Source organism: Mesorhizobium sp. M0152 (genome assembly GCF_040322415.1).
GTDB lineage: Bacteria > Pseudomonadota > Alphaproteobacteria > Rhizobiales > Rhizobiaceae > Mesorhizobium.
The window spans coordinates 1-22,592 of record NZ_JAMYTH010000061.1 but is presented as its reverse complement, the minus strand read 5'-3'; the positions used below and the strand labels follow the sequence as shown (position 1 = coordinate 22,592).

The 22,592-nt window shown below is 56.7% G+C and carries 17 protein-coding genes and 3 pseudogenes; 10 read left to right on the top strand and 10 right to left on the bottom strand.

Annotation, left to right across the window (positions count from 1 at the left end):
* Nucleotides 1-660: pseudogene (gene tnpC / locus NKJ26_RS31235) on the top strand (IS66 family transposase); the annotation flags it as partial.
* 281 nt (nucleotides 661-941) lie between these two features.
* Here tnpC and NKJ26_RS31230 read toward each other — a convergent pair.
* Together NKJ26_RS31230 and NKJ26_RS31225 are read right to left on the bottom strand one after the other, a co-directional pair.
* On the bottom strand, nucleotides 942-1,937 hold the full coding sequence (locus tag NKJ26_RS31230; protein WP_352699520.1) for an isopenicillin N synthase family dioxygenase: 996 nt from the start codon (nucleotides 1,935-1,937) through the stop codon (nucleotides 942-944).
* A gap of 220 nt (nucleotides 1,938-2,157) precedes the next feature.
* Nucleotides 2,158-2,862, bottom strand: coding sequence for a class I SAM-dependent DNA methyltransferase (locus NKJ26_RS31225; protein ID WP_352699518.1), 705 nt, complete (start codon nucleotides 2,860-2,862; stop codon nucleotides 2,158-2,160).
* A gap of 687 nt (nucleotides 2,863-3,549) precedes the next feature.
* Here NKJ26_RS31225 and NKJ26_RS31220 point away from each other — a divergent pair.
* Nucleotides 3,550-3,873, top strand: coding sequence for a hypothetical protein (locus NKJ26_RS31220; RefSeq protein ID WP_352699516.1), 324 nt, complete (start codon nucleotides 3,550-3,552; stop codon nucleotides 3,871-3,873).
* A 215-nt stretch (nucleotides 3,874-4,088) separates the two neighbouring features.
* Here the strand turns inward: NKJ26_RS31220 and NKJ26_RS31215 are convergent, their stop codons facing one another.
* Nucleotides 4,089-4,616: an SET domain-containing protein-lysine N-methyltransferase gene (locus tag NKJ26_RS31215; protein ID WP_352699514.1), complete on the bottom strand. Its 528-nt coding sequence runs from the start codon at nucleotides 4,614-4,616 to the stop codon at nucleotides 4,089-4,091.
* A gap of 701 nt (nucleotides 4,617-5,317) precedes the next feature.
* A pseudogene (locus NKJ26_RS31210) lies at nucleotides 5,318-5,630 on the bottom strand (IS110 family transposase); the annotation flags it as partial.
* 29 nt (nucleotides 5,631-5,659) lie between these two features.
* On the opposite strand from NKJ26_RS31210, the pseudogene NKJ26_RS31205 reads away from it, so the two are divergent.
* A pseudogene (locus NKJ26_RS31205) lies at nucleotides 5,660-5,887 on the top strand (transposase); the annotation flags it as partial.
* Here the strand turns inward: NKJ26_RS31205 and dddP are convergent.
* From dddP to NKJ26_RS31175, 6 genes are all read right to left on the bottom strand, one after another.
* Nucleotides 5,884-7,269, bottom strand: a complete 1,386-nt coding sequence (gene dddP / locus NKJ26_RS31200; RefSeq protein ID WP_352699512.1) for a dimethylsulfonioproprionate lyase DddP — start codon at nucleotides 7,267-7,269, stop codon at nucleotides 5,884-5,886. The pseudogene NKJ26_RS31205 and the gene dddP overlap by 4 nt on opposite strands.
* Before the next feature lie 75 nt (nucleotides 7,270-7,344).
* Nucleotides 7,345-8,388 carry a GlxA family transcriptional regulator gene (locus NKJ26_RS31195; protein ID WP_352699510.1) on the bottom strand — a complete coding sequence of 348 codons (1,044 nt, stop codon included), beginning with the start codon at nucleotides 8,386-8,388 and terminating at the stop codon, nucleotides 7,345-7,347.
* An 83-nt stretch (nucleotides 8,389-8,471) separates the two neighbouring features.
* Nucleotides 8,472-9,164 carry a cobalamin B12-binding domain-containing protein gene (locus NKJ26_RS31190; protein ID WP_352699508.1) on the bottom strand — a complete coding sequence of 231 codons (693 nt, stop codon included), beginning with the start codon at nucleotides 9,162-9,164 and terminating at the stop codon, nucleotides 8,472-8,474.
* Between the two features lie 91 nt (nucleotides 9,165-9,255).
* Nucleotides 9,256-10,905, bottom strand: coding sequence for an ABC transporter substrate-binding protein (locus tag NKJ26_RS31185; protein ID WP_352699506.1), 1,650 nt, complete (start codon nucleotides 10,903-10,905; stop codon nucleotides 9,256-9,258).
* A gap of 60 nt (nucleotides 10,906-10,965) precedes the next feature.
* Nucleotides 10,966-12,504 (bottom strand): trimethylamine methyltransferase family protein, encoded by a 1,539-nt coding sequence (locus tag NKJ26_RS31180; protein ID WP_352699522.1) that lies wholly within the window; start codon nucleotides 12,502-12,504, stop codon nucleotides 10,966-10,968.
* A gap of 257 nt (nucleotides 12,505-12,761) precedes the next feature.
* Nucleotides 12,762-13,670, bottom strand: a complete 909-nt coding sequence (locus NKJ26_RS31175; RefSeq protein WP_352699504.1) for a LysR substrate-binding domain-containing protein — start codon at nucleotides 13,668-13,670, stop codon at nucleotides 12,762-12,764.
* A gap of 665 nt (nucleotides 13,671-14,335) precedes the next feature.
* Here NKJ26_RS31175 and NKJ26_RS31170 point away from each other — a divergent pair.
* From NKJ26_RS31170 to NKJ26_RS31145, 7 genes are all read left to right on the top strand, one after another.
* Nucleotides 14,336-15,070 (top strand): SDR family NAD(P)-dependent oxidoreductase, encoded by a 735-nt coding sequence (locus NKJ26_RS31170; protein ID WP_352699503.1) that lies wholly within the window; start codon nucleotides 14,336-14,338, stop codon nucleotides 15,068-15,070.
* Nucleotides 15,071-15,132: 62 nt separating this feature from the next.
* The gene (gene gabT / locus NKJ26_RS31165; protein ID WP_352699501.1) at nucleotides 15,133-16,461 is read left to right on the top strand and encodes a 4-aminobutyrate--2-oxoglutarate transaminase; all 1,329 of its coding nucleotides are present in this window, start codon (nucleotides 15,133-15,135) and stop codon (nucleotides 16,459-16,461) included.
* A 2-nt stretch (nucleotides 16,462-16,463) separates the two neighbouring features.
* The gene (locus NKJ26_RS33690) at nucleotides 16,464-16,781 is read left to right on the top strand and encodes a N,N-dimethylformamidase alpha subunit family protein (RefSeq protein ID WP_502903249.1); all 318 of its coding nucleotides are present in this window, start codon (nucleotides 16,464-16,466) and stop codon (nucleotides 16,779-16,781) included.
* A 5-nt stretch (nucleotides 16,782-16,786) separates the two neighbouring features.
* The gene (locus tag NKJ26_RS31160; RefSeq protein WP_352699499.1) at nucleotides 16,787-19,063 is read left to right on the top strand and encodes a N,N-dimethylformamidase beta subunit family domain-containing protein; all 2,277 of its coding nucleotides are present in this window, start codon (nucleotides 16,787-16,789) and stop codon (nucleotides 19,061-19,063) included.
* A 506-nt stretch (nucleotides 19,064-19,569) separates the two neighbouring features.
* Entirely contained in the window at nucleotides 19,570-19,755 is a 186-nt protein-coding gene (locus tag NKJ26_RS31155) for a hypothetical protein (protein WP_352699497.1), read from the top strand.
* 183 nt (nucleotides 19,756-19,938) lie between these two features.
* Entirely contained in the window at nucleotides 19,939-21,591 is a 1,653-nt protein-coding gene (locus NKJ26_RS31150) for an ABC transporter substrate-binding protein (protein ID WP_352699495.1), read from the top strand.
* An 820-nt stretch (nucleotides 21,592-22,411) separates the two neighbouring features.
* A partial coding sequence (locus NKJ26_RS31145; protein WP_352699494.1) for a transposase family protein occupies nucleotides 22,412-22,592 on the top strand: 181 nt, incomplete at its 3' end.

Genomic DNA, 22,592 nt, shown 5'->3' with positions numbered 1-22,592 from the left:
CGGGTTCAGCGGTATCCTGCAAGTGGATGGCTACTCGGCCTATACCAACCTGGTCAAGGCACGGGCCAAAGCCGGCAGCAATGAATCAATCCGGCTCGCCGGGTGCTGGGCTCACCTGCGGCGCAAATTCTACGACCTGCATATTAGCGGGATCTCGCAGGCCGCGACGGTAACGATCATCGCCATGACCGAATTGTGGAAGGTCGAGGACGAGGTTCGCGGCAAGGATGCTGAAGCCGCGCCGCGCTCCGTCAGGAAAAGTCCGTGGCCATTGTCGCGAGCCTCTTCGATATATGGGAAGCGGAACTGGGGAAGGTCTCCGGAAAATCCAAGACCGCCGAGGCGATCCGCTACGCGCTCACCCGGCGGGAGGCGCTGGAACGCTTTCTGATGGACGGTCGCATCGAAATCGACTCCAATATCGTCGAGCGTGCAATCAGGCCCCAGACGATCACGCGAAAGAATAGTCTATTCGCCGGCAGCCAAGGCGGTGGACGAACCTGGGCGACGGTAGCCACCTTGCTGCAAACCTGCAAAATGAACAGCGTCGATCCGCTCGACTGGCTCTCGCAGACCTTGACCCGCATCGCTCAAGGATGGCCGGCATCCGAGATCGAAATGCTCATGCCTTGGAACTTTAGGCCTGACGTTATCGGCTGACCGCTTACCCACAATTTAGCGGAACGACTGTTCCATTTTTGCGAAATGCGCAGACAGATGCTCGGGACACCGACCCTTGACGGCCGCTTTGCGCTCGAAGGCTCGAACCGCTGTCCATGACTGCGCTACCGCAGGTGTGACTGACAATCAAAAGTATTGTTTCACGCTGGCGTTTTCTGAAATCCGCCTGTTTGCGGACTGGCAAAGGACTTTTGAATGACGCAACTCTCCGGATGACCTGCGGCAGCCGGTGTCAAGTGAATAAGTGCCTGTCCGCTCTCTTACACTTTGGCCAAGTGAGCGTAACTCGTTGCGAAACGCCCGAGTTTGTGTTCGCCGCAAGTCACCGGCTCGTAGCGCCGCTGGTTGTTGTCCGTGACACATATGGCCAATGGCTCAATGATCGCATCGAAATCAGCATCGATAAAGAAGGGGATTGAGTATCGGTCGCGCCCTGAGCTATTTACCACGCGGTGCAAGTTCGCCAGGTAGACATCGTTGGTGATCCGCTGAATCAGGTCCCCGATGTTGATTATGAAAGTGCCATTGATCGGCGTGCCCTGTACCCAATCGCCGTCTCGGTTCATGACCTGAAGTCCCCCCACGTCGTCCTGTGCCAGGATGGTCAAATTGCCGTAATCCGTGTGGGCGCCAATTCCGATCATGTCTTCGCTAACATAACCGCTCTGCGGCGGGTAGTGAAGCAGGCGCTGAATGCTGATCGGGTTCCGCATGAGGTCCTCGAAATAGCTTTCCGACAGGTCCAGACTGAGCGCAATTCCTTGCAAGAGTTTCTTCGCGAGGTGTACCATCTTTTGATGGTATCCGTATGTCAATTCCTGAAACTTGGGCAGATCCCAGGGCCACTGGTTGGGGCCAAAAAACGGACCTTCCAGCGTCAAACGTTCAGGTCCAAAGTCAAAGCACTCCTTCAGATCTTTCGTTTTGCCTGGATTGGTGTTCTCCCCGAACGGCTCAATGTAGCCCCGGAGGGCCACATCGGATTTGCTGATGTGCAATGACATCTTCTGCGACATTGGCAGATCAAAGAACCGACGGCTGACATCAAATACCGAATCGACGAGGTCTTGCGGTATGCTGTGGTTCTTCACATACATGAAACCAATGTTGGACAACGCCCAGCGTATCTCCTTGGCCACCGCCTGTTTGTTCGTTCCATCGAGAAGCGGCGCTATATCAACCAAAGGTATTTTGTCAAAGCTTTCGCGTTTTGCGCGCAGCTTGTCGTCTAGTCTGCCTACGAAATCCCTGCACATAGTATACCTCTTTGTTCAACAATGTGAGACGACTGCTGATTTGGTTGTTTGATCATGGCAATGCGAAGAACGTCGGAAACGCCGATGGCCTGCGTGCCCGGTCTTTCGCGATGCCTGTGCCATACAAAAGTAGAGCAATCCGTACTCGTCGTAGGTCATCAGCAGGCGCTCGCGCCTTCGTATCGCGTTGCAGTTTTCGCCACGATGGGCGGTAGACGGATCATGACCCCTGTTCCTCTGTTGTTCTCATCTCCTTCGGCACCTCTAGGACCCAATAGTGGGCGTCCTCGTCGGCGGCATATCTGCCATTCCTTAGACACGTTGCAGGTATAAGGACGCCCTCATCCTGCAGACGCCGCACGTAGTCTTCAAAGGATGTGGCCTCCGCAAAGCTCTTGCGGACGCTTGCGATTACGAATCCGTTCGGGCGTGTGACGCGAGCCAGTTCGCGCAACCCATCTGGTCCGACATGTCCGAGCGTGAAGACACCGCAGCAGACCGTGATATCATAGCTTGCGCTGGAGTATTCGGAGGGCAGCCTGTTAAGGTCGACATCGCCTCGGACCTTGCGGTAAGCTCGCGTTTGACGTGCCTTTTCGACCATCTCCTCGGAGAGATCGAACCCGTCGATCAGCCGGAACCCGAGGCTTTCCAGTTCCACGCCGACGAGGCCTGTTCCGCAGCCAGCATCCAGGATTGTCATGTCTGCTCGATGTCTGGCCAAATAGGCCGTCTGCACGGCCGCCGCCAGTTCGGCCACGATCATCGGCCCGCAGTACCCCTGGGCCACGTCCACATCGTAGGAACTGGCCCATCCGCGATAGAAGTTGGCCAAGCGACCGGCATCGCCGTCGAGGGCGTGGGAATCCTTGATGCGCTTGCGTGCGGCTTGCTCCAGTGCCGTCTGCTGATCGGGAGTGTTCATGACTTTCCTCTATGTAAGGTAGATGATCGTCGGCAACGCGTGGAAACGCGATCCGACAGGTCAGATTCGAGCACTTTTTCGGTCAACCACGCGTCCAAGTTGCTTCAGGCCTCAACAGCCGTTGGAGCGGCTTCATCCGCCGCGCTTCCGACAACCTCAAGTCCGCTGTCCTCGTATTTCTCCTGCAGCTTCACCAGATGGGGCATCGCCGCCATACATGTCCGCACCAAGTTAACCAAGTTCGACAATGTACACTTTGGCGAGCTGGAAGGTTCATGAGTACGCGCAACACAGCCAGTTCTCCACTTTGACCGAAGGGCCCGGTGACACATCTGCAATACCATGTTGCTCTCCAGTGCTATTGCCGACTTTGTGCGCAAACTTGTTCCCCCTTGAAAACGGAGCACGTATATTCAAGGAAAGCATCGCTCGTCACACGCGCCTGTGCGCGGTCAGCCTTTACTCAGTGTTGCCGCATCTGAATTAGCAAAAGCCGTGCCAGCGCGCCCAGAGCGTAGTAAGATATGATTACCCGTTGAAAACGTCCGAGTCCAAGAGGTCCGCTTGTATTGAACCTGACATGTTTTCTGCCGCTGTCAGGTTTTGGACACGCATCTCGCGCTCCGCGCCGCCGCAGATGCGTGTCCACGAACGACGCTGTATGTATTCGGGCTGAGGAACGAGCAGATGGACACCATCAACCTGGGGGTGACCAATGTCAATCGATCCCGCTCGCGAAAAACCGACGTCTTTGTCGCCCGGCGGCGGCGAGAAGATATCGAAGCACAGCATACTGGCCGGAGAAATCACTGCGCGCGTTTTCGGAGCTTAGGGGAAAAAACGTTCGCACGGACGGGAAATCAATCCATCGTCATTCAGGAAAAAGACCGAATGAATTCTGGATCCACCGCTCGCTGCGGAGCGGACCAAAGGCTACGTTCTCGATCCGGCCTCGATTGCGACATCACGCCGAGTGGAAAGCCGGCGCTCGCGAGCGGAACTGCGCTATGACCGATGGTCTAACACGGATGGCGTCGCGGAGTGACCCTTATCCGACCAATCCGAGTCAACAGTACACCGCTCCAAAGAAGAAACGACGGCATGGAATAAACTATCCGCATCTTTTCAGCCAACACATCATGTGAGACGGCGGACATACTCAGTCTCTTTTAGCCCTTCCGCGTGACGGAGTAATCCCAAGATGCTATGAACCGACAAAAACAACCCTATCCCTTCGCAAATTTGGTGAGATAGGGTGCGCAGAATCCAGACACAATCATCGGATGATCACGAGGTAACTTTGAGAAACCTGCCGCTTCACCTCGGCAGTTGTCCGATGAACAAAGACATACTGATACCCCGACGCACTCGAACTCGGAGGTAGCGTAGTCCCACGTTACTTCGACACCAGAAGAGATTTGCTCAATAGCGACGAAATCGTAAGCCCCGAAGCGGTTGGGCACAATCGCTAACTTTGGATGACAAGAATGGTTCACAATGACAGCGGGCTTCTGAAAGAGAGCATGGACATTCCAGTCCATTTGAAACGAGTTCGTTGTCCGATTCCTCACCATCCGGTCAATTAACCCGATGATAACAATCTCCCCTGGCAAGAAATCGCGAGAAGCGAATACGCCGTGGCCCCTATCGCTACCCGTGTTGAGCACTCTCACGTTGCGGGCATTGAGCTGCTTTGCGCAGGCGACGTCGTCTCTCAAAATAGATACGCGTTTGTTGATAATTGGCGTCGACATGGGTTTTTCTTTCCCTATAAATGGGAGTACTGCGGAGAGATTCTACTGTGCGTACAGATACATCGGCAATTTCGTAATCCGTTTCCGGATCTTCCAAATTGCGCTGAGGCTATTTGGGAGGCGGTGGAGTTGCTGATGCCACGCTGCTGTAGAAGGCGATTTTACACAGACGTGACATGTAGCTTTCCTTCTTCGCTCCATCCCATCGCGGCTGCCCAAGACATGGATGCCGGTCGGTAGTTCCTGCCGCCTCACATCGAAAGGGCTCAAGAACCATGCCAATTTGACTTATCGAGCCGAGGAAGAAATTTCGTGGTTGCTTTTCAGCTATTTGGTCTGCGGCAAAATGCGAGACTGGGTATACAAAGCGTGTGTAGCGCACTCGACAAACCGACACCGAGGTGTCGAATGGCGCTGCTCGGGACCGGCTGTAGCTTTGAACTCGGTGCCGTGCCGCAGCGTCGCCTACACGATCGGGGCCAGTCGCCGTGCAAGCGCGATCCCGACCTTAGGCATCGTTCCAAGCCCGGTGAGATGGCCGAGGCCGGGGTTGTCATCAGCCGACGTCATGCCAATGAAGCCTTGCCCATCCTCTTGATGCCGGCATCGATCTCCACGGTAGCGGAAGGCATGCCAGCGCGCTCCAATGAGGCCCTGCATGTTGGCAGTCGGCAGACAGTCGGCGATTGCCTCACTGACCGCACAGCGAGGCCACGAATCTGGTTCTCCACTATAACCCGCTTGCTCGCCCAGCTTCTTGCGGGCGATGATCAGCGCGCGTGGCATGCGCTGGCAGCGACTTCACATGCGCGGGCTTGAACAAGCCGGTGGGGACAAATGCGCCAAGCCGCAGGCATCATTGCGGTCGTCGTTCTCCGGGTCGCCAGCGACTTCAGCGCATGATAGGTTGCCGGCTCTCAATACAGATAACCTGCAGGCCGAAGCGCTGCAGCCCGAGCGAGAGCATCGAGGGGCGTGCGGGCCGGTCTCGAATACAGTCCTTTCCAGCGGGGCCGCGATCGCTTCCGGCGTCGCGTCGTCTTCCCGGTCGCTATGTTCTGAGGTCGATCTATGAGGGCGCGCGCGGGGACATGGCGCCCGATAATGGCCGCTACCGAGGTCAAGGTCGAGATGCTGTTCGCCCACATCAAGCGGATCCAGAAGCTCGATCAAATGCGATGCGAGGACCGAATGGTGCCGAGGATGAATTCCACCTCGCAGCCGCAGCCCAGAACCTCCGCAAGCTCTCGAAACTTACCCCGATAGTCTAACTCATCAACGCCGCGTCAAACGGACATTTCGTGAGATTTTCAACGCCGCTCTCGGTGACCAGCACCTGCTCTTCCAGCTTTATGCCTTCGCGCCCACCAAACGCGCCGATGTAGGCCTCGACGCACAACGTCATGCCTGGCTCGAGCATGTAGTCGAACGCTCCAGGTATGAAGTCTTCTGGGTACAGGATTGCTGGATATTCGTCGCATAGTCCGATGCCGTGCATCATGACGCCATAGCGCTGATCGATGAACTCGGCAGGGAGCTTGTGACTGCGCTCCGTAAGTTCGGTGAATGATACCCCAGGCTTGAGCATGGCCATGTTAGTCATCACGTGCTCGTACGCAATCGCGTGTAGCCTTCGCTGTTCGTCGGTGGGCCTGCCGTCGCCGCAATACCAGGTGCGCGAAAAATCCGCACACATGCCGTAAGGTCCGACCATGTCAGTGTCGAAGGCAACCAGATCACCTGGCATTATGCGGCGTGGGCCGGCTTCCTGCATCCAGGGGTTCGTGCGCGGGCCGGACGTCAAAATGCGCGTTTCGATCCACTCGCCGCCGCGGGCGATGTTTTCGGCATGAAGAACCGACCACAATTCAGTTTCGGCAATGCCTGGCTGCAAACGCTCGCGCATTTTGGCGACCGCAGTTTCGCAGGTTGCGAGCGAGCAGCGCATCGCATTGATCTCGTCGACTCCTTTAATGGCCCGGGCATGCTCCATAAGCTGCATTCCGTTGCAGACCTCGATGCCCAGTGCATCGAGAGCTCGCAGGCCGGGAATCTCGATCTTATCGATGGCAAGGCGTCGATTCTTGCCACCAAAACGGCGCAGAAGTTCGTCGATCTGCCCAGCAAAGTTTTTTGCGATTGCTTCCTCTTCATCGCCGGCGACGAAATAATAAAAGCCAGCGCCGCCATCCCGGATTTCGTTGATGAGCGGCAGGTAAGTCGACAGATGACTACAGCGGTGAAAATCCCAGAGAACGACATAACCGTCCGCCGTCACGAATACGGCCCGCGACGGATTGTGCATGATCCAGACATGCATGTTCGAGGAATCAGTTGCATATCGGATGTTCAGTGGATCGAAGCACAGCACGCCGGCGTAATCCCGTTGGCGCAGCTGTTGCATGATGCGGTCTAGGCGGGTTTTCCTCATCCGTTCCAGATTGGGAGGAGTGAGGCCTAACGTTGCCCACTCGGCGAAGGCGACATCTGTCGGTCCGATCTCTACCCGATCGTTGTCGTCTATGGTTCCGTCCGGCTTTAGCGCCGTCGCCCGGCGCGTCGGATCAATTTTGTTGTTCATGATCGAAAACAAGGACATTTTTGATGGTTTCTGCTGCTGAAGATGTGTCGGTGTGCCGACGGATTGCTGCATTTTGGCGGGGCTCCGAGCTGCTGAAGGCGGAAAAATATTGCCCGATATAAGATCAAATCATCTGAGATGTGTGCGCTATGGTGACTGCCGGCCTCGACAGGTACTGGGACTAGCCCCGAAGGCTTGGCGGAAGCATTTCGAAAAATGCGAGGCCGACGCGAAACCGCAGGCGATCGCTATCTCAACAATCGGCAACTCTGTTTGTTCGATGAGACGCTTAGCGCGGCTAAGTCTCAAATGCAGGTAGAAGCGCATGGGAGACGACGAAACCGACCGCTCGAAAAGCCGCTCGATCTGACGTTGTGAGCGGCCGACGCATTTTGCAATGTCGCGGAGGGGCAGCGGGTCCTCAATATGCTCCTCCATGATGCGAATGACTTCTGACAGCGGCTTGCTGATGCCGGTTTCACCAGCATTGATGGTCGATTGTCTATCCGAAGCAGGGCGCCAATGTCCTGCAGTCGTATGTCGACAGACAGCCAACGCAGTGTCTCTGCCAAGGCGTTCGCTGATTAGTTCCATAACGAGGTCGAACGACGCGAATTCTCCTGCGCAAGTCACCAGGTGAGCATCACGAACGAACAGGCGGTCGGTCACCTTGAGGCGGCCAAATTTTTCAGAAAGGGCGGCCCTCTTGTCCCAATGGATTGTGCAAGCGGTATCGTCGAGCAACCCGCTTTCCGCCAGCAGCCATGTCGCGGTACCCAATGCCGCGATTGGAACCCCGTGCCGCTTGCAAAGCCGAAGAATCTTCGTGAGGGAAGTCGACACCTGCCTTTGGACCCATTCACCGGCGCAGACGATGACCATGCTTGGTCCCTTGCCTGCCTGAAGGCATTCCCCAGTGCCGGCAAAATCGCTGCCGACCGACAGGATGAACCCGCTGGCGCATTCAACCGGCTGGCCATCCGGGCTCGCGATCGTCCACTCGAAGAAGGATCGGCCGGAGATGGAATTCGCAAGGCGAAGCGGATCCACGAAGGATGAAAGGCCGAGCTGGGAAAATCCCGGAAGTGCAAGGATGACCAGTCGGTACACGTCCTGGGTGTCGGTCACCTGCCGGCTGGGATTCCATCCCACGATCCGCGAACGGTCTCCCGCTGAAAATGGCGCGTTCATAAGGTCTTACATCCTCGTTGATAGTGATCAACATCGAGCGGCCGCGTTGGCGCGAGCGTCTTGCGGGATGGGCGCCGCCGTCTTCAACTGCGAGTGTTATGCTTTCGCTTCATGAAGTCCTTGGCGGTCTCGACCGCCACCGCCGCGTCGCGGCAGTAGGCGTCGGCGCCAACGGCTTTGCCGAATTCTTCATTGAGAGGCGCGCCGCCGACCAGCACGACATAGTCGTCGCGAATGCCCTTTTCCTTCATCGTATCGATGACGACCTTCATGTAGGGCATGGTCGTTGTGAGCAGCGCCGACATACCGACAATGTCCGGCTTATGCTCCTCAATCGCTGCCATATACTTCTCGACCGCATTGTTGATGCCGAGGTCAATGACGTCGAAGCCGGCGCCCTCCATCATCATGCCGACGAGGTTCTTGCCGATGTCGTGGATGTCGCCCTTGACGGTACCGATCACCATCTTGCCCTGCTTCGGCGCGCCCGTGGCGATAAGCAGCGGTCGCAGGATGAACATGCCAGCCTTCATGGCGTTGGCGGACAGAAGCACTTCCGGCACGAACAGGATGCCGTCGCGGAAATCCTCTCCGACGATGCGCATGCCCTCGACCAGCGCTTCGGTGAGCACGGCGTAGGGCTGCCAGCCGCGTTCGAGCAGGATGTTGGTGCCTGCCTCGATCTCCTCCTTCAGTCCGTCATAGAGATCGTCGTGCATCTGCTGCACGAGTTCTTCGTCGGAAAGCTCGGAAAGGATGATCTCGTCGGTGGCCATATCGGTTTGCCTCGTGCATAATTAAAGGGGGTCGGTACCCGATGCTCTATGGGGCACCGACCAGGCTTCCGGTTGGAGCCTTGGGAGTCGATTAGGCTGCCAGCCAGACTTTCTGCAAATCCATCTGGAAAGTTTGGTGAATTGCGTAGTTCTGAACCTTTTTGTTCATGTGACCAAAGAGGCTTTGCCAGAACGGCTGGATGATAACCCCGGAGTCCTGCAGCACCTCCTCGAGGTCCTTCATAAGGTCTTTGCGATTGGTGGCGTCACTCACCGAGAAGGCCTTCTTGAGTTTTGCGTCGAAGTCGGGATTTGAGTAAGCAGTCTCGTTCCAAGCTTCGCCAGTGCGATAAGCCAACGCAAGGACCTGTACGCCAAGCGGTCGCATGTACCAAACGGTTAGAGAATAGGGATACTTTGACCAGTCGTTCCAGAAAGTTGAACCCGGAAGCACTGTGCGCTTGATCTTGAAGCCGGCCTCGCGAAGCTGGGCCGCAATCGCATCACCCGTGTTTTTCTGCCAATCTTCGTCAATCGAAATCAGCTCATGCTCGAAGTCGGCATGTGCGGAATCAGCCATGAGTTTCTTAGCGCCCTCAACATCGCGATTCTTCTTGGGCAGGGCATAATATTCCGGATGAATCGGGCTGACGTGATGGTTTTCGCCGACCGTTCCCCGTCCTGCATAGCCAAGTTGGAGCACGACATTGTTATCGACCGCCATCTGCAGCGCGTTACGGACCTTCTTGTCGTCATACGGTTTGTTGGTCGTGTTGGTGCGGCAGACCAGTGTCGTTGCGGTAGCGACCTCCGATTTGACCACATCCATCTTGTCCAGAATGTCGATGAAGTCCGCCGGCGTCTCCAGATTAAGGTCGATCTCGCCGGAGTCGAAGGCGGAGACTGTCGCCTGGAAATCGGTTCCGTAGTCGATAAACTGCACTCCATCGAGCAGAGCTTCACCGCCCCACCACTTTCCATTCTCGCGGCGCTTGACTTCAGCCTTGCTGCCGACCGAGTAGGAGACCAGTTCGAATGCCCCCGTTCCAAGCGGCTTCGCGACGGGGTCGGCGCCGCCAGCATCGAAGGTGCGGTGCACGATCAGTCCGGGATAGTCGGTGAAATTCGCGACAATGGCGATGTCCGGTTCACTGAGCATCAGCTTGACCGTATGGTCATCCACCCTGAGGATCGCTCCATCTCTCGCCTTGCCGGTCTTGGCATCAATAAGCCCCCCGACCCGTGCCGCCATCGAGTTGCCGGCGACACCCTTCTCGCACCAGCGGCTAATGTTGAAGATTACGTCATCGGCGTTGAATGCGTCGCCGTTGTTCCAGGTGACGCCTTTTCGGACATGGAAGACATACTCTGTAGCGTCATCATTGATCTCCCAACTTTCCAGCAGGACAGGTTCGAACGTAAATTCATGTGTGTAACGCACGAGCGGCTCAAGCCAGCAGCGTGAAATATTGGCAAGCTCAACCCAGTCATAGGTACGTGGATCTTTCTGCGCCTTGACCGGCATGGACACGCGCAGGGTTCCGCCCTTCTTCGGCTCAGCGGCGCGTGCGGGCTGGGGCAATGCTACCCCGATCAGGCCATAGGCCATCGCGGCGGAGGCGCCGAATGTGCTTGCAAGCGCAAGGAACTCGCGCCTGTCCATTTGGCCAGCTTTGACGTCGGCCGCCATTTTTTCGATGGAAGCCGGTACGCAATCTTTATTGCTTTTAAAAGGTCCCATTCTCTTCTCGCTTGTTGGTGGTTCCCGGTTATTTCCCTTGTCGACCCGTGGAGCGAGGCCTCAGGCAAGGCTTGGCGAGATTTCCTCTTGGCGTTGCGCCACATACGCATCGAGTTCTTCGCGCACGGCGGAATCCATCGGCGGCTGGTCGTAACTCTCGATGATCGACTTAGCCTTCTCACGGCAGCGCTGCGCCATGTCCTTGGAGCCTTTGACCTTCCACTGCTCGTAGCTGAGGTAATCCAGAATCTCCGGTGTAAAGAATGCGTCCTTGAAGCGCTTGAGCGTGAAAGAATCTCCAAGGTAGTGGCCGCCCGGGCCGATGCGCCGCACAGCTTCAAGCGCGTCCTCGAAATGCTCGAAGGAAATCCCCCGCGCATATTTTTCGATCATCAGGTTCTGTTCAGCATCTGCGACAAACTTCGCCATGCAGCATACGAGGCCGGCCTCATCCCAGCCGCCGGCATGCATCATCAAGTTCGAGCACGCGCTGGCGCCGGACATGTAAGCCACCGCCGATTCATAACCGGATTGAGCATCGAAGGTCTTGGCGGATGATTGGGATGCAGTCGTGCGCCACGGTATGCCATACCGCCTCGCCAGTTGGCCGATGACGGCGTTGATCAGAGTGACCTCGGGCATCCCTGACATCGGCGCGCCGCTGCGCATCGACACCGAGACTGAATACTGTCCGTAGATCATTTTGGCGCCGGGCCTGACCAGTTGGGTGTAGGCAAGTGCGGCGAGCGCCTCGGCATTTAACTGGGCAATTGTGGCCGGGACGTCGGCAGGAGTGTTTGCGGCGCCAAGCACAAAAGGAGACAACAGGACGACCTGGTTTGCCTCGACGAAAGCGCGGAGCCCTTCCAGCATCGTCGAATCCCAGACCAGTGGCGAGTTTCCCGACACGTGACCGAGCATCACCGCGTTCTGATCCATAAATGCCTTGCCGTGGACTATCTGACCCATGGCAATCGAGTCCTCGGCACGCTGCTGCCCGGTCGTCAGACCGAAGAAGGGCATGTTCGTTTCCACTAGGCTCGAATGGTTAATGTGCAGATGGCGCCATGGAACAGCGATGTCAGTCGGCTCGCAGGTGAACCCGCCGGCGATATGGAACCCAGGCAGCATCTGGGTCAGCCGGTTCATGTTCCGAAGGTCCTCGATTGTGGATGCGCGTCGCACGCCCTGAAGGTCCCGGATGTTTGGCGCGCCTTGCATGGCGCTGAAGGTCATTGTGTCTGGCGCGATCTCAAAACGCTGTGATGGATCGCGAGACGTCATTTCAAAGCGGGAGGGAGCCTTCGAAATGAGATCCATCAGCATCTCGCCATCGAAACGCACACGTTGGCCTTGAACATCGGCGCCAGCCTCTTTCCATTGCCGGATCGCCGTTTCATCCCTAAATTCGATTCCGATCTCGCGCAGGATTGCCAGCGAAGCCTGATGAATGCGTTCCAACTGTTCCGCAGAGACGACCTCGACGGGCCGAATTCCGTACTTGATTGTCGAGACGCGAGGCCTCTTCTCTGTTTCTCGGGCAGCTACGACTGACGCGCGCCCTCCGCGCCGCCGAACTAGGGGAGTATCAGTATCCATCATCGCATCTTCCCAAAGGTCCGCCGCCAGAGCATTCTTCGGTCCACGATACGGAATGCGGCACCTGCTCATTGACGCTGATACTAGGGCCCACCGATTGTCCTGAGGACTCGCAAAAGGTTTCGCTGGCCTTAAATGCAATTTATACCTGGGTCGACTGCGCAGTCTCTTGTTACCTAGGTAAGGAGTAAAGGAAGCCGGAAAACGATCCGGTGGCGGTTGGTATTAGACACAAGGTTGCGCTGGCCGTTAGACGTCTAAGAGCGCAATTCGATTGACTGAGCGAGGAACCAGTCCACCAGATCCTTGCACCTCTTGTTCTGGCTGGCATCGTCGCTTGCTAACAGAAAGAAGGCTCTTTCGGTCTGGATTTGAGTCGGTAATGCCTTGACGAGAAGGCGGTTGTTGAGCAGGTGCTGGGCGGTGAGAGACCATCCCAACGCAATTCCTTCGCCCGCAAGAGCTGCTTGAAGCGTCAGTTGATAGTCATTGAAGACAATGCTCGGCCTGATCTCGCTGGCATCTCCGCCCGCAAGCTCGACCCATTCCGGCCAGCCCATTCGCTTGCGAAAGGCATCGGAAGAATGAATGAGCTGATGGTGAATTAGCTCATCGATGGTCTGTGGAGCGGGATGCGATAGAAGATATACGGGTGAGCAGACAGGGAAGATGATCTCGTCGCATATGAACCAGCTGTTGGTCCTATCAAAATCCCGTGGCCGTACCCAGACGGTGACGTCTACTTCGTGATCGGGCTCGATGTCCCGATCGGTAGCGACCACCTTGATCTTAATGTCCGGATGCTCTTCCTGGAAATGATACAGCTGCGGCGCCAGCCAATGTGCCGCGAGAGATGTCGAAGCTGCGAAAGTGATGTACTTCGTCCCGCGATCGGAGATGGTTTCAAGGCGCTGCTCCAGACGGCGGAAGCTGGTTCGCACCTCGTCATAGAGCTGCCTGCCAGCCTCCGTCAGCTGCACTCCGCGATTGTCGCGAGCAAAGAGCGCGGTGCCACAATGCTTTTCGAACATTTTGATCGAGTGGGAGACACTCGGCTGCGTCACGTTGAGCTCGCTGGCTGCGCCTTTGAAACTCAGAGTGCGGGCAGCCGCTTCGAAAACAAAAAGCGAGTGCGTGGAGGGTACGAGATTGCGAAGCTTTGACATGAAGCAAGTCTATATCAGGCGCGATCTTTTCCGTCTAGGACACCTAAGGCACATGGTCTAGTTGGAACTGGAAAACAACGTCAGATGAGCGTTGGCGCGAGTACGCCACGGTACGCCTTCACTCAGCGAGTTGGCAGGGAACTATTTCAATTAAACGATGACAAGGGAGTATTGCCATCCAGACACCGCAGCCGGTGCCCTCCGCCGCTGGATACAGCACGTGGGGACCGAAGCTGCCCCTTATACCACAACAGGACGATGTCGTAACTCACCGTCTCGGGTTGCGGACTACTGATGAAGATATAAACTGAACTGAAGGCCAGCGAAATGTTTTGTCAGTCCTCAGGAAAATCGCGGGGCCCTATTATCGCGGGTGCCGCGTGGACATATGCCCTTAGGAGGCCGTGATGGATACTGAAGGCTCCAGTAATCCGGCGCCGCAGAGGGCGTACTTCGGTGGTTGCTGCACGGAAGCCTCGCGTCTCGACCATCAAGTGCGGCATTCGAGCTGTGGAGGTTGTCACCGCTGACCGGCGCATTCATCAGGCTCCGCTGGCCATCCTGCGCGAGATCGGAATCCGAATTCAGGGATGAAACGGCGAACCGGCAGTGGAACGAGGCTGATGCTGATGTGAGGGTGAGCAAAACGGTGGAAAGACAGCTGGATGAAAAGGTTTGAAGGAAAGGTAGCCCTTGTGACGGGCGGGCGTAGCGGCATCGGTCTCGCTACCGCGCGGCGTCTTAGCGATGAAGGTGCCCGCGTGTTCACCGCTCAACGTGGTGAGGACCGGGAATTCGAGGCTGTCACGGTCGATTTCACAGCTCCGGCAAGGGCGGGCCAGGCCATAGACACGGTTGTTGAACGGGCGGGGCGGCTCGACGTCCTAGTGAACAACGCCGGAATGATGCAGGAAGCCCTCGTCGAAGACATGAGCCTGGCGGACTGGGAGAAGACTATCGCTGTCAACCTTACCACTCCTTTCATGTTGATCAAACGTGCTATGCCCTACCTGCGTGCGACCGCTGGCAATATCGTCAATATCGGTTCGATAGAAGGGATTGGGTCCAACCCAAAACACGCTGCTTACGGCGCTTCGAAGGCTGCCATCCACGGCCTGACCCGCGCGATTGCGATTGATCACAGCGGTGAAGGTGTGCGCTGCAACGCAGTCGCGCCCGGCTGGATCGACACCGATTTGAACGTGGACTTCATCGAGAGCATGACTGACCCCAAAACGTTCCGGGAGCAGATTGCCCGCATTCACCCCATAGGACGCTCGGGTAAGCCAGAAGAGGTGGCGAACCTGGTTGCCTGGCTGGCCTCGCACGAGGCGTCCTTTGTCACGGGCCAGGTCTGGACGATCGATGGCGGTCGAACGGCAAAGCTCAGCCTACCTTAGGCGATCGGGCATCAGGCCCGAATGGGCCGAGATCATTAGGATGATAACAGGAGTGTACCAAGATGGCATCTAACTCTGCTCTCGACGAGCGTCGTAAGGCCGCCGTTTCCGGAGGGGCTTCCATGTCCTTCCCAATCTACGTGGACAAAGCGCGCAATGCCGAGCTTTGGGACGTGGAGGGCAGGCGATATATTGATTTCGTGGGCGGGATGGGCGCCCTGGCAGTCGGACATTCGCACCCTAACGTGGTGGCTGCTGTGCAGGAACAGCTTAACAAGTTTAGCCATACGTTTTTCGGGACGGCCCCCTACGAAAGCTATATCGCCCTTGCGGAGCGTTTGAACAAACTTTGCAACGTTGGGGGACCGGCAAAGACCCTCCTCCTGACAACGGGAGCTGAAGCGGTCGAGAACGCTGTCAAAATTTCCCGTGCGTATACGAAGCGCCGCGGCATCATTGTCTTCGGCGGAGCCTTCCATGGTCGTACTCTTTTGACCATGGCTATGACCGGCAAGGTCAATCCTTACAAACAGTGGTTTGGGCCGTTTCCTGGGAGCATTTATCGCGCGCCTTATCCGGATCTCTATCGCGGCGTCAGCGTAGAATATTGTCTCACAGCGTTGGAGACGCTGTTTGAAACGGAAATTGAGCCGGGCGCAGTCGCCGCGATTGTGATCGAGCCACTGATAGGGGAGGGTGGATATATCCCTGCGCCGGTTGAATTCATGTCCGGTCTCCGGCGGCTCTGTGACCGTCATGGCATTGTTCTCGTGGCCGACGAGGTCCAGTGCGGCATGGGAAGAAGCGGCCGCCTGTTTGCGATTGAGCATACCGGGGTCGAACCTGACTTGATCCTGACGGCGAAAAGCCTGGCAGCGGGTATCCCGATTGCGGCAGTGGTTGGTAAGGCCGAGATCATGGATTGCGTCGGTGTGGGTGGCTTGGGCGGAACCTATGCGGGTAACCCTTTGGCGTGTGCTGCGGCCCTGGCCGTTCTGGATGTCATAGATAAAGAAAACCTTCTCACCAGGGCCCAAGAGGTTGGTGAGCGCCTTAAGTCCGGTCTGCAACGCATTCAGAAGAAACGAAATAGCTCGGTGATAGGGGACATCCGCGGGCTAGGGGCGATGATCGGCGTCGAATTGGTCGAAGATGCGGAGTCGCGCAAGCCCGCGCGATCACTGACTGTGAGAGTGATCAAGGAAGCAGCTGAGAGGGGGCTGTTGCTGGCGTCAGCCGGCCGGCACTTTAACGTGCTTCGCTTCCTCGTTCCGCTTACGATACCGGATGCAATCATCGATGAGTCTCTGAAAATAATTGAGGACTCGATCGATGCTGCCGTCGATAGCGATCTTACTCCCGGCACGCCTGCATTAGCTGAGGCTGAATAGCCATGCACGCTGACGACCCCTCAGAGTCGCTTGATTTGGCAGCCGAATTCCGTCGTGCACCGTTCGGGCATCACAGCCCGAATCTGCAGAAACTTCTGCGGACATTTCGAAGCGTTCCCATAGCCGGAAAACATGCCTTGCTCGCCATTCAGCCGAACCGAAGCTGGATGCTCGTGAGTCTGACGGGGATCCCAGGCCAGCCCATCAAAAGGCACGAGGAGGTCGTTTTCAATGATCTGGGAGATGCGGAGTGGTACGTGTTTCGCCAGCGGTGGCGCCAACATTTCGGAACGGAACTTCCAGACGGAGATCGGCCGTGAGGACGTTGTCTGGTTACGCCAATGTCTTAAGCGCAAAGCCCGGCGACACCATCGAATTCAAGGTGAGCTCAATAGGCGAAGCCGCTGACTTTTCGGCCCGACTAGTGAGGCTGATCACAACGGAAGACCATCCGCAAACTGCTGGCCTCATCGAACGCGAGGTCGCTGCACCTTTCGCCGGTCAACACCCAGCGCGACGCCAGCGTATCTACACCGGCTCTTACGGCTATATTGAACACAAGACCGCGTTCTCCAACCTGCTGGACTTTACTTTCCAGGCATGGCTCTGGCCCACTTTGCTTGGGTCCAAACGTCAGACCATTGCAGGTACCTGGGATGACGAAAACGGCGCAGGTTTTGCGCTTCAGATTGATGAGGAGTGCCGGTTAACTTTCCTGAGTGGGGATGGAAGAGGGAATATGTCGGCGGTTACACTGGACACTCCTCTGCGGGAACGCCAGTGGGTTTTCGTCGCAGCCAGTTATGATGCCAAAACGCGTGCGGTCATCCTTCACCAGAGCTCCCTTTGCAACGTAGGCGACCTGAGCTCCCCGGAAACCCGAGTGTTTGATGAAACTCTAGCTCCGCAAATCTTTCCGCAGGATTCGTTTTATATCGCCTCCCATCGACAAACCGGCGAGGCAGGAGGGGTGCGAGCGGGTGGGCACTACAATGGCAAGATTGACAGCCCTAGGCTCTACGCGGGCGCCGCGTCCGTCCACGAGATTGCTTCACTTAGCGGCGACACTGGAGTCAGCCGACTAGCCACTCATCTGGTTGCCGATTGGGATTTCAGTATTGACCAGGGATCCGATGTCTTCAGGGACGTATCGGGACATGGGTTGGACGGAAAACTCGTCAATATGCCCACCAGGGCGATGAAAGGCTTTAATTGGACCGGAAGGGTTCACGATTGGCGTTCCGCGCCAGGGGAATATGGTGCCATCCATTTCCATGACGATGATCTCTACGACGCAGGCTGGTCGACCGATTTTACGTTCACTGTGCCCGAGGGCATCGCCAGCGGAGTTTATGCTGCTCGCCTCGATGCTTTGGGTGCAACCCCGGCTTATGTGATCTTCTTCGTGCGGCCGCCGAAGGGGCAAGCGACCTCCGAGGCTGTATATTTGGCGTCCACGGCGACCTACACGGCTTATGCGAACCAAAGGCTTATCGCACGCGATCCTCTTGATGAGATGAGCATGGGGGCTCTGCCCATTTTCGGTGAAGACGACATCTTCCTGGACGAAAACCCTGAATATGGGAAATCGGTCTACGATCTACACACCGACGGCAGTGGCGTTTGTTATTCGTCCCGTTTGCGGCCGGTCCTGAACATATCTCCAAATGCAAACTACTGGTCGTTTGGCGGCGACGGGTATCTCACCGGTTGGCTCGATGCCTTGGGGATATACGCAGATGTCATCACCGACGAGGACCTTCACAAAGAGGGCGAGAGCATACTCGAACCCTATCGCGTCGTCTTGACCGGTTGCCACCCCGAATATGTGTCCATGGCTATGTGGGATGCTTTACGGACTCATCTCAGCCGGGGCGGCCGGCTGATGTATCTTGGTGGAAACGGGTTCTACTGGAGGACGGCGTTCCATCCGACCCTACCGGGCTTGATCGAAGTTCGGCGCTCCGAGGACGGCTCGCGTACCTGGTCTGCTGAGCCCGGCGAATATTTTATGAGTACGACGGGCGAATATGGAGGCCTTTGGCGTCGCCAAGACCGGACCCCCAACGAACTTTTGGGAGTGGGTTTTTGTGCTCAAGGGTTCCAGTCCGGATCCTACTATCAGTGGAATCCGGACAGCGCCAACCCTCGCGTTGACTTCATCTTCAAAGGTATCGGCAAGGACGGACCGTTCGGCAACTACGGGCTGGCCGGCAATGGAGCGGCCGGGCAGGAGTTAGATCGCTATGATAGGGATCTGGGATCGCCTCAACACGCGCTGGTGATCGCCTCCTCAATCAATCATTCTGACTACATGGTGCTGGCCAAAGAGGAGTTCGGGGCCATGCACTGGATGATCGGGGGGAGCGAGAACAAGAATGTTCGATCAGACCTGGTCTTTTTCGAAACCTCCAGCGGCGGTGCAGTCTTCTCAGTCGGCTCAATATCTTGGTGTATGAGCCTGCCCATAAACGGTTACGACAATGACGTGTCCCGACTGACGAGAAACGTATTGGAGCGGTTCCGTGATCCTGCACCGTTTCCGTTCCCGTCCCGTCCTGAACAATCCAGCCGGGCGCTCGCGCCCTTCGAGCGAACGTGATCAGAAAGCAGCTCCAAGTGCTGCTCTTGCGGGTGAGATCCTTCCGACAGAGGCCGCTTCAGCAAGCATATGTGAGCTAGTCTCCGTCGTGCCGTCGTGGTAACCGGGGCAAAACCGGTGGCGGACGCGGCGTTATGACTCGGGTGTATCGGGTTAGAGTGGGTGGCGGTTTGGCGGGCGGCGTGATTCTGTCAGGCCATGGCGGAGCCACCAGATTCTCGAACGCCGCCCCCTGCGGACCTGCTCGACATGATCCTGCAGTTGCGGGCAGAGGTCGCCGGGCTTCGCGCCGAGAATGCGGCTCTGAAGGATGAGATCCGGCGTCTGAAAGGTCTACCGCCGCGCCCGACGCTGAAGCCGAGCGGAATGGAGCAGTCGTCCAAGCGGAGCTCACCTGCGGCAACGGGTCCGAAGCGGCGTGGCTCGAGCCGGGCGATCGTCACCGAAGAGCGCCGTCTTTGTTATGAGCCGCCACCGGGCTCGCGGTTTCTGGGGCGGACAAGCTCGTGGTGCAGGATCTGACGATCGGGGTGCGGGTGGTCCGCTATCATCGGGACCGCTGGCGGTTGCCGGATGGCCGGATCGTCGTCGCTCCGCTGCCGGACGGGGTCGACGGGCACTTCGGTTTGGAGCTTCGGCGTCTGGTGCTGTCGCTTTATCACCAGGGTCGTGAGCTTAGGCCGTTGATATAAATCGAGTTTAACCCCGACGAAACTTTTTGAGAATTCTCACGGCTCCTGCCGTTCCCTATCATCGAGTTCTAATAAGCCGTGGGCCGGCAGGTCCGAGATGGCAATTGAGGGAAACAAGCCCGTCTAAGGGCCGCGATCTGTAAACATGCGACTGGGCGTCGCTTAACCAATGAGGAGGTTTGAATGGGATTTTTCAATCAGCGAGGCAAGCCTCTGCCGGCGCTTTTCGCTAGCTTGGCCGACGAGGTCAAGACGGGCGGGATGGATCGACGCGAGTTCTTGGCGCTTGCCACAACATTCGGTGCATCAACGGCTGTGGCTTATTCGATGTTGGGCTCGGTGCCGGAGGCACGTGCGGACGAAGCGCCGAAGAAAGGCGGCACCCTGCGCATTGGCATGTTAGTTTATGGCGCCAAGGACCCCCGCATTAATGATTATTCGGAAATCGCCAATATCTACAGACAGTTTCTTGAGCCACTGGTTAAGTACACTACCGCCTACACATTTGAGCCACGTCTTCTAGAAAGCTGGGAGACGAATGACCAGGCGACCGAATATACTTTGCATGTCCGCAAAGGCGTCAAGTGGAACAATGGCGACGACTTTACTGCAGACGACGTGATTTTCAACCTGCTGCGCTGGTGTGAGAAGGGCGTGGCCGGAAACTCAATGGCCGAGCGTATGGCCAACCTCATTGATGAGAAGACAAGTAAAGCTGTTGAAGGGGCCATTACCAAAGCAGATGATTACACTGTCAAGCTGAGGTTGGCCAAACCTGACATTACTATCATTCCGGGGATGGCGGACTATCCGGCATTGATTGTTCACAGAGACCACGAAAAGAACGGTTCGGATATCATCAAGCACCCTGTGGGCACCGGACCGTTTGAACTAGTTTCATGGGAGGTAAGCCAGAAAGCTGTTCTGAAGCGTCGGACAAAAGGCAGTTGGTGGGAGGGTGAGGCGTTTCTGGATGAAATCCAATTCATCGATTATGGCACCGATCCCTCCGCTACTACCAGCGCGTTCGAATCCGGCGAGATAGACGCAAACTATCAAACTTTTGCGGACTATGTGCCCATTTTCGATAAGCTTGGTCTGGTGAAGTCTGAGGCAAAAACATCTACAACTCTGGTATGCCGCACTCACGTTACCGCTAAGCCCTATGACGACCAGCGTGTCCGTAATGCACTACAGCTGGCGGTCGACAATGCTGCTGTGCTGCAAGTTGCAGTCAATGGCTACGGCACCGTGGCTGCAAACTATCATGTCGCGCCCATACATCCCGAGTTTTACCCGATCCCGGAAAAGAGACGCGATGCGGACGCGGCCAAGCGGCTCATGGCGGAAGCGGGCGCGCTTGATTTTGAACATGACATCATGACCAGTGACGAGGATTGGCTCAAGAGTACCGGCGAAGCCATCGCGGCCCAGTGGCGCGAAGCCGGCTTCAAGGTAAAGCATACGATCATACCCAGTAGTAGTTTCTACAACGACTGGCTGAAATACCCCCTTTCGATAACGAATTGGAACATGCGGCCGCTTGGCGTACAGACCTTGGTGCTTGCCTATCGTAGGGGGGCAGCATGGAACGAAGCAGCATGGTCAAACCCTGAGTTCGATGAGAAACTCGACGCAGCCTTGACCGTCCCAGATGCGCAGAATCGCAAGGTGCTGATGCAAGACATCGAAAAACTACTCCAGGATTCCGGCATCATCATCCAGCCCTACTGGCTTTCCTTGTTTAACCACTCGACAAAGCAGGTCAGGGGCTACGCAATGCACCCGACATTCGAGATCGACCTCGGAAAGGTGTGGCTCGACCAAGCCGCCTGAGATTGGCTATAACGGCAGTACAGTCATGGGGCTTGTCGGGTACGACGAAGCCCCATTCGCTTGCGAGAAGGTGCTGATTTTGGCAAGTGTGCTCACTGCGGTGCGCTTCGCGCTGACGTAGGTCATCGTATTTCCGCCTGGCCTCGCGTCCGTGGGTTCGTCCGGCGGCCTCTCCAGCCGCTCGGAAGCACAGGGTCCGATGCACTTCTTTTGGTGAGATATTCAGGCTAGCTGTGCTAGACATGCCCCGCGCCCTTGAACGCCACTGCTGGTGGGTGCGAAAAACACTACCGCCGACTCGTTGTGGAAGCGCGGCGAAAAGACAGGTCGAAAAAACGATCGCTGTGCGCGCATCCGGCGACGAACGCTCTACTCTCGCAGCACATTCATCGCAGGCCTCATGGTCTTGGTCCTCAGCGCGGCGGTAGCACGATTGTAGAACTCTGGAGGGAGGCCATCTCCGAATTCGATGTATCAAATAGGTTTGCGCCCTGTGACGCAAAGGCAAGAAGCAATCCAACCAGCGGAGTTGTGATCAGAAAAACTGAAAGCATAACCCATTTTTCCTCTAGGGAAGGGTCAGCTTCTTCGAAATCTATATTCAGCCGGTGGGTCATATTTATTCCTGCATAACATGCATATTGCGTCTTTCGCGGCAGGAAGGCACTTCACTAGTATCGCGCTGATTCACGAGCGTTGTCAAGGGGAACCCGGCCTGTGTGCACGGTTGGGAATTCAGGTTAACGGAGATTTTCGGGCATTTTGCATTGACGTTCGGGTGTGATTCGCTGGGTGCTGTGATTCGGTTGGGAGCACTGCGATGGATGGTTTGGTACTTCGGTTTTCCGGCGAGGAGGTTCCGCGTGCGCGTCTGGCCCTATTGCTGGAGCATTTTTCCGCGCTTTCGGACGATCGTGAGCCGCAGCGGATCATGTACCGGCTCGACGAGGTGCTGCTGCTGGTGACCTGCGCCACCATCTGCTCCTGCGACGATTTCGACG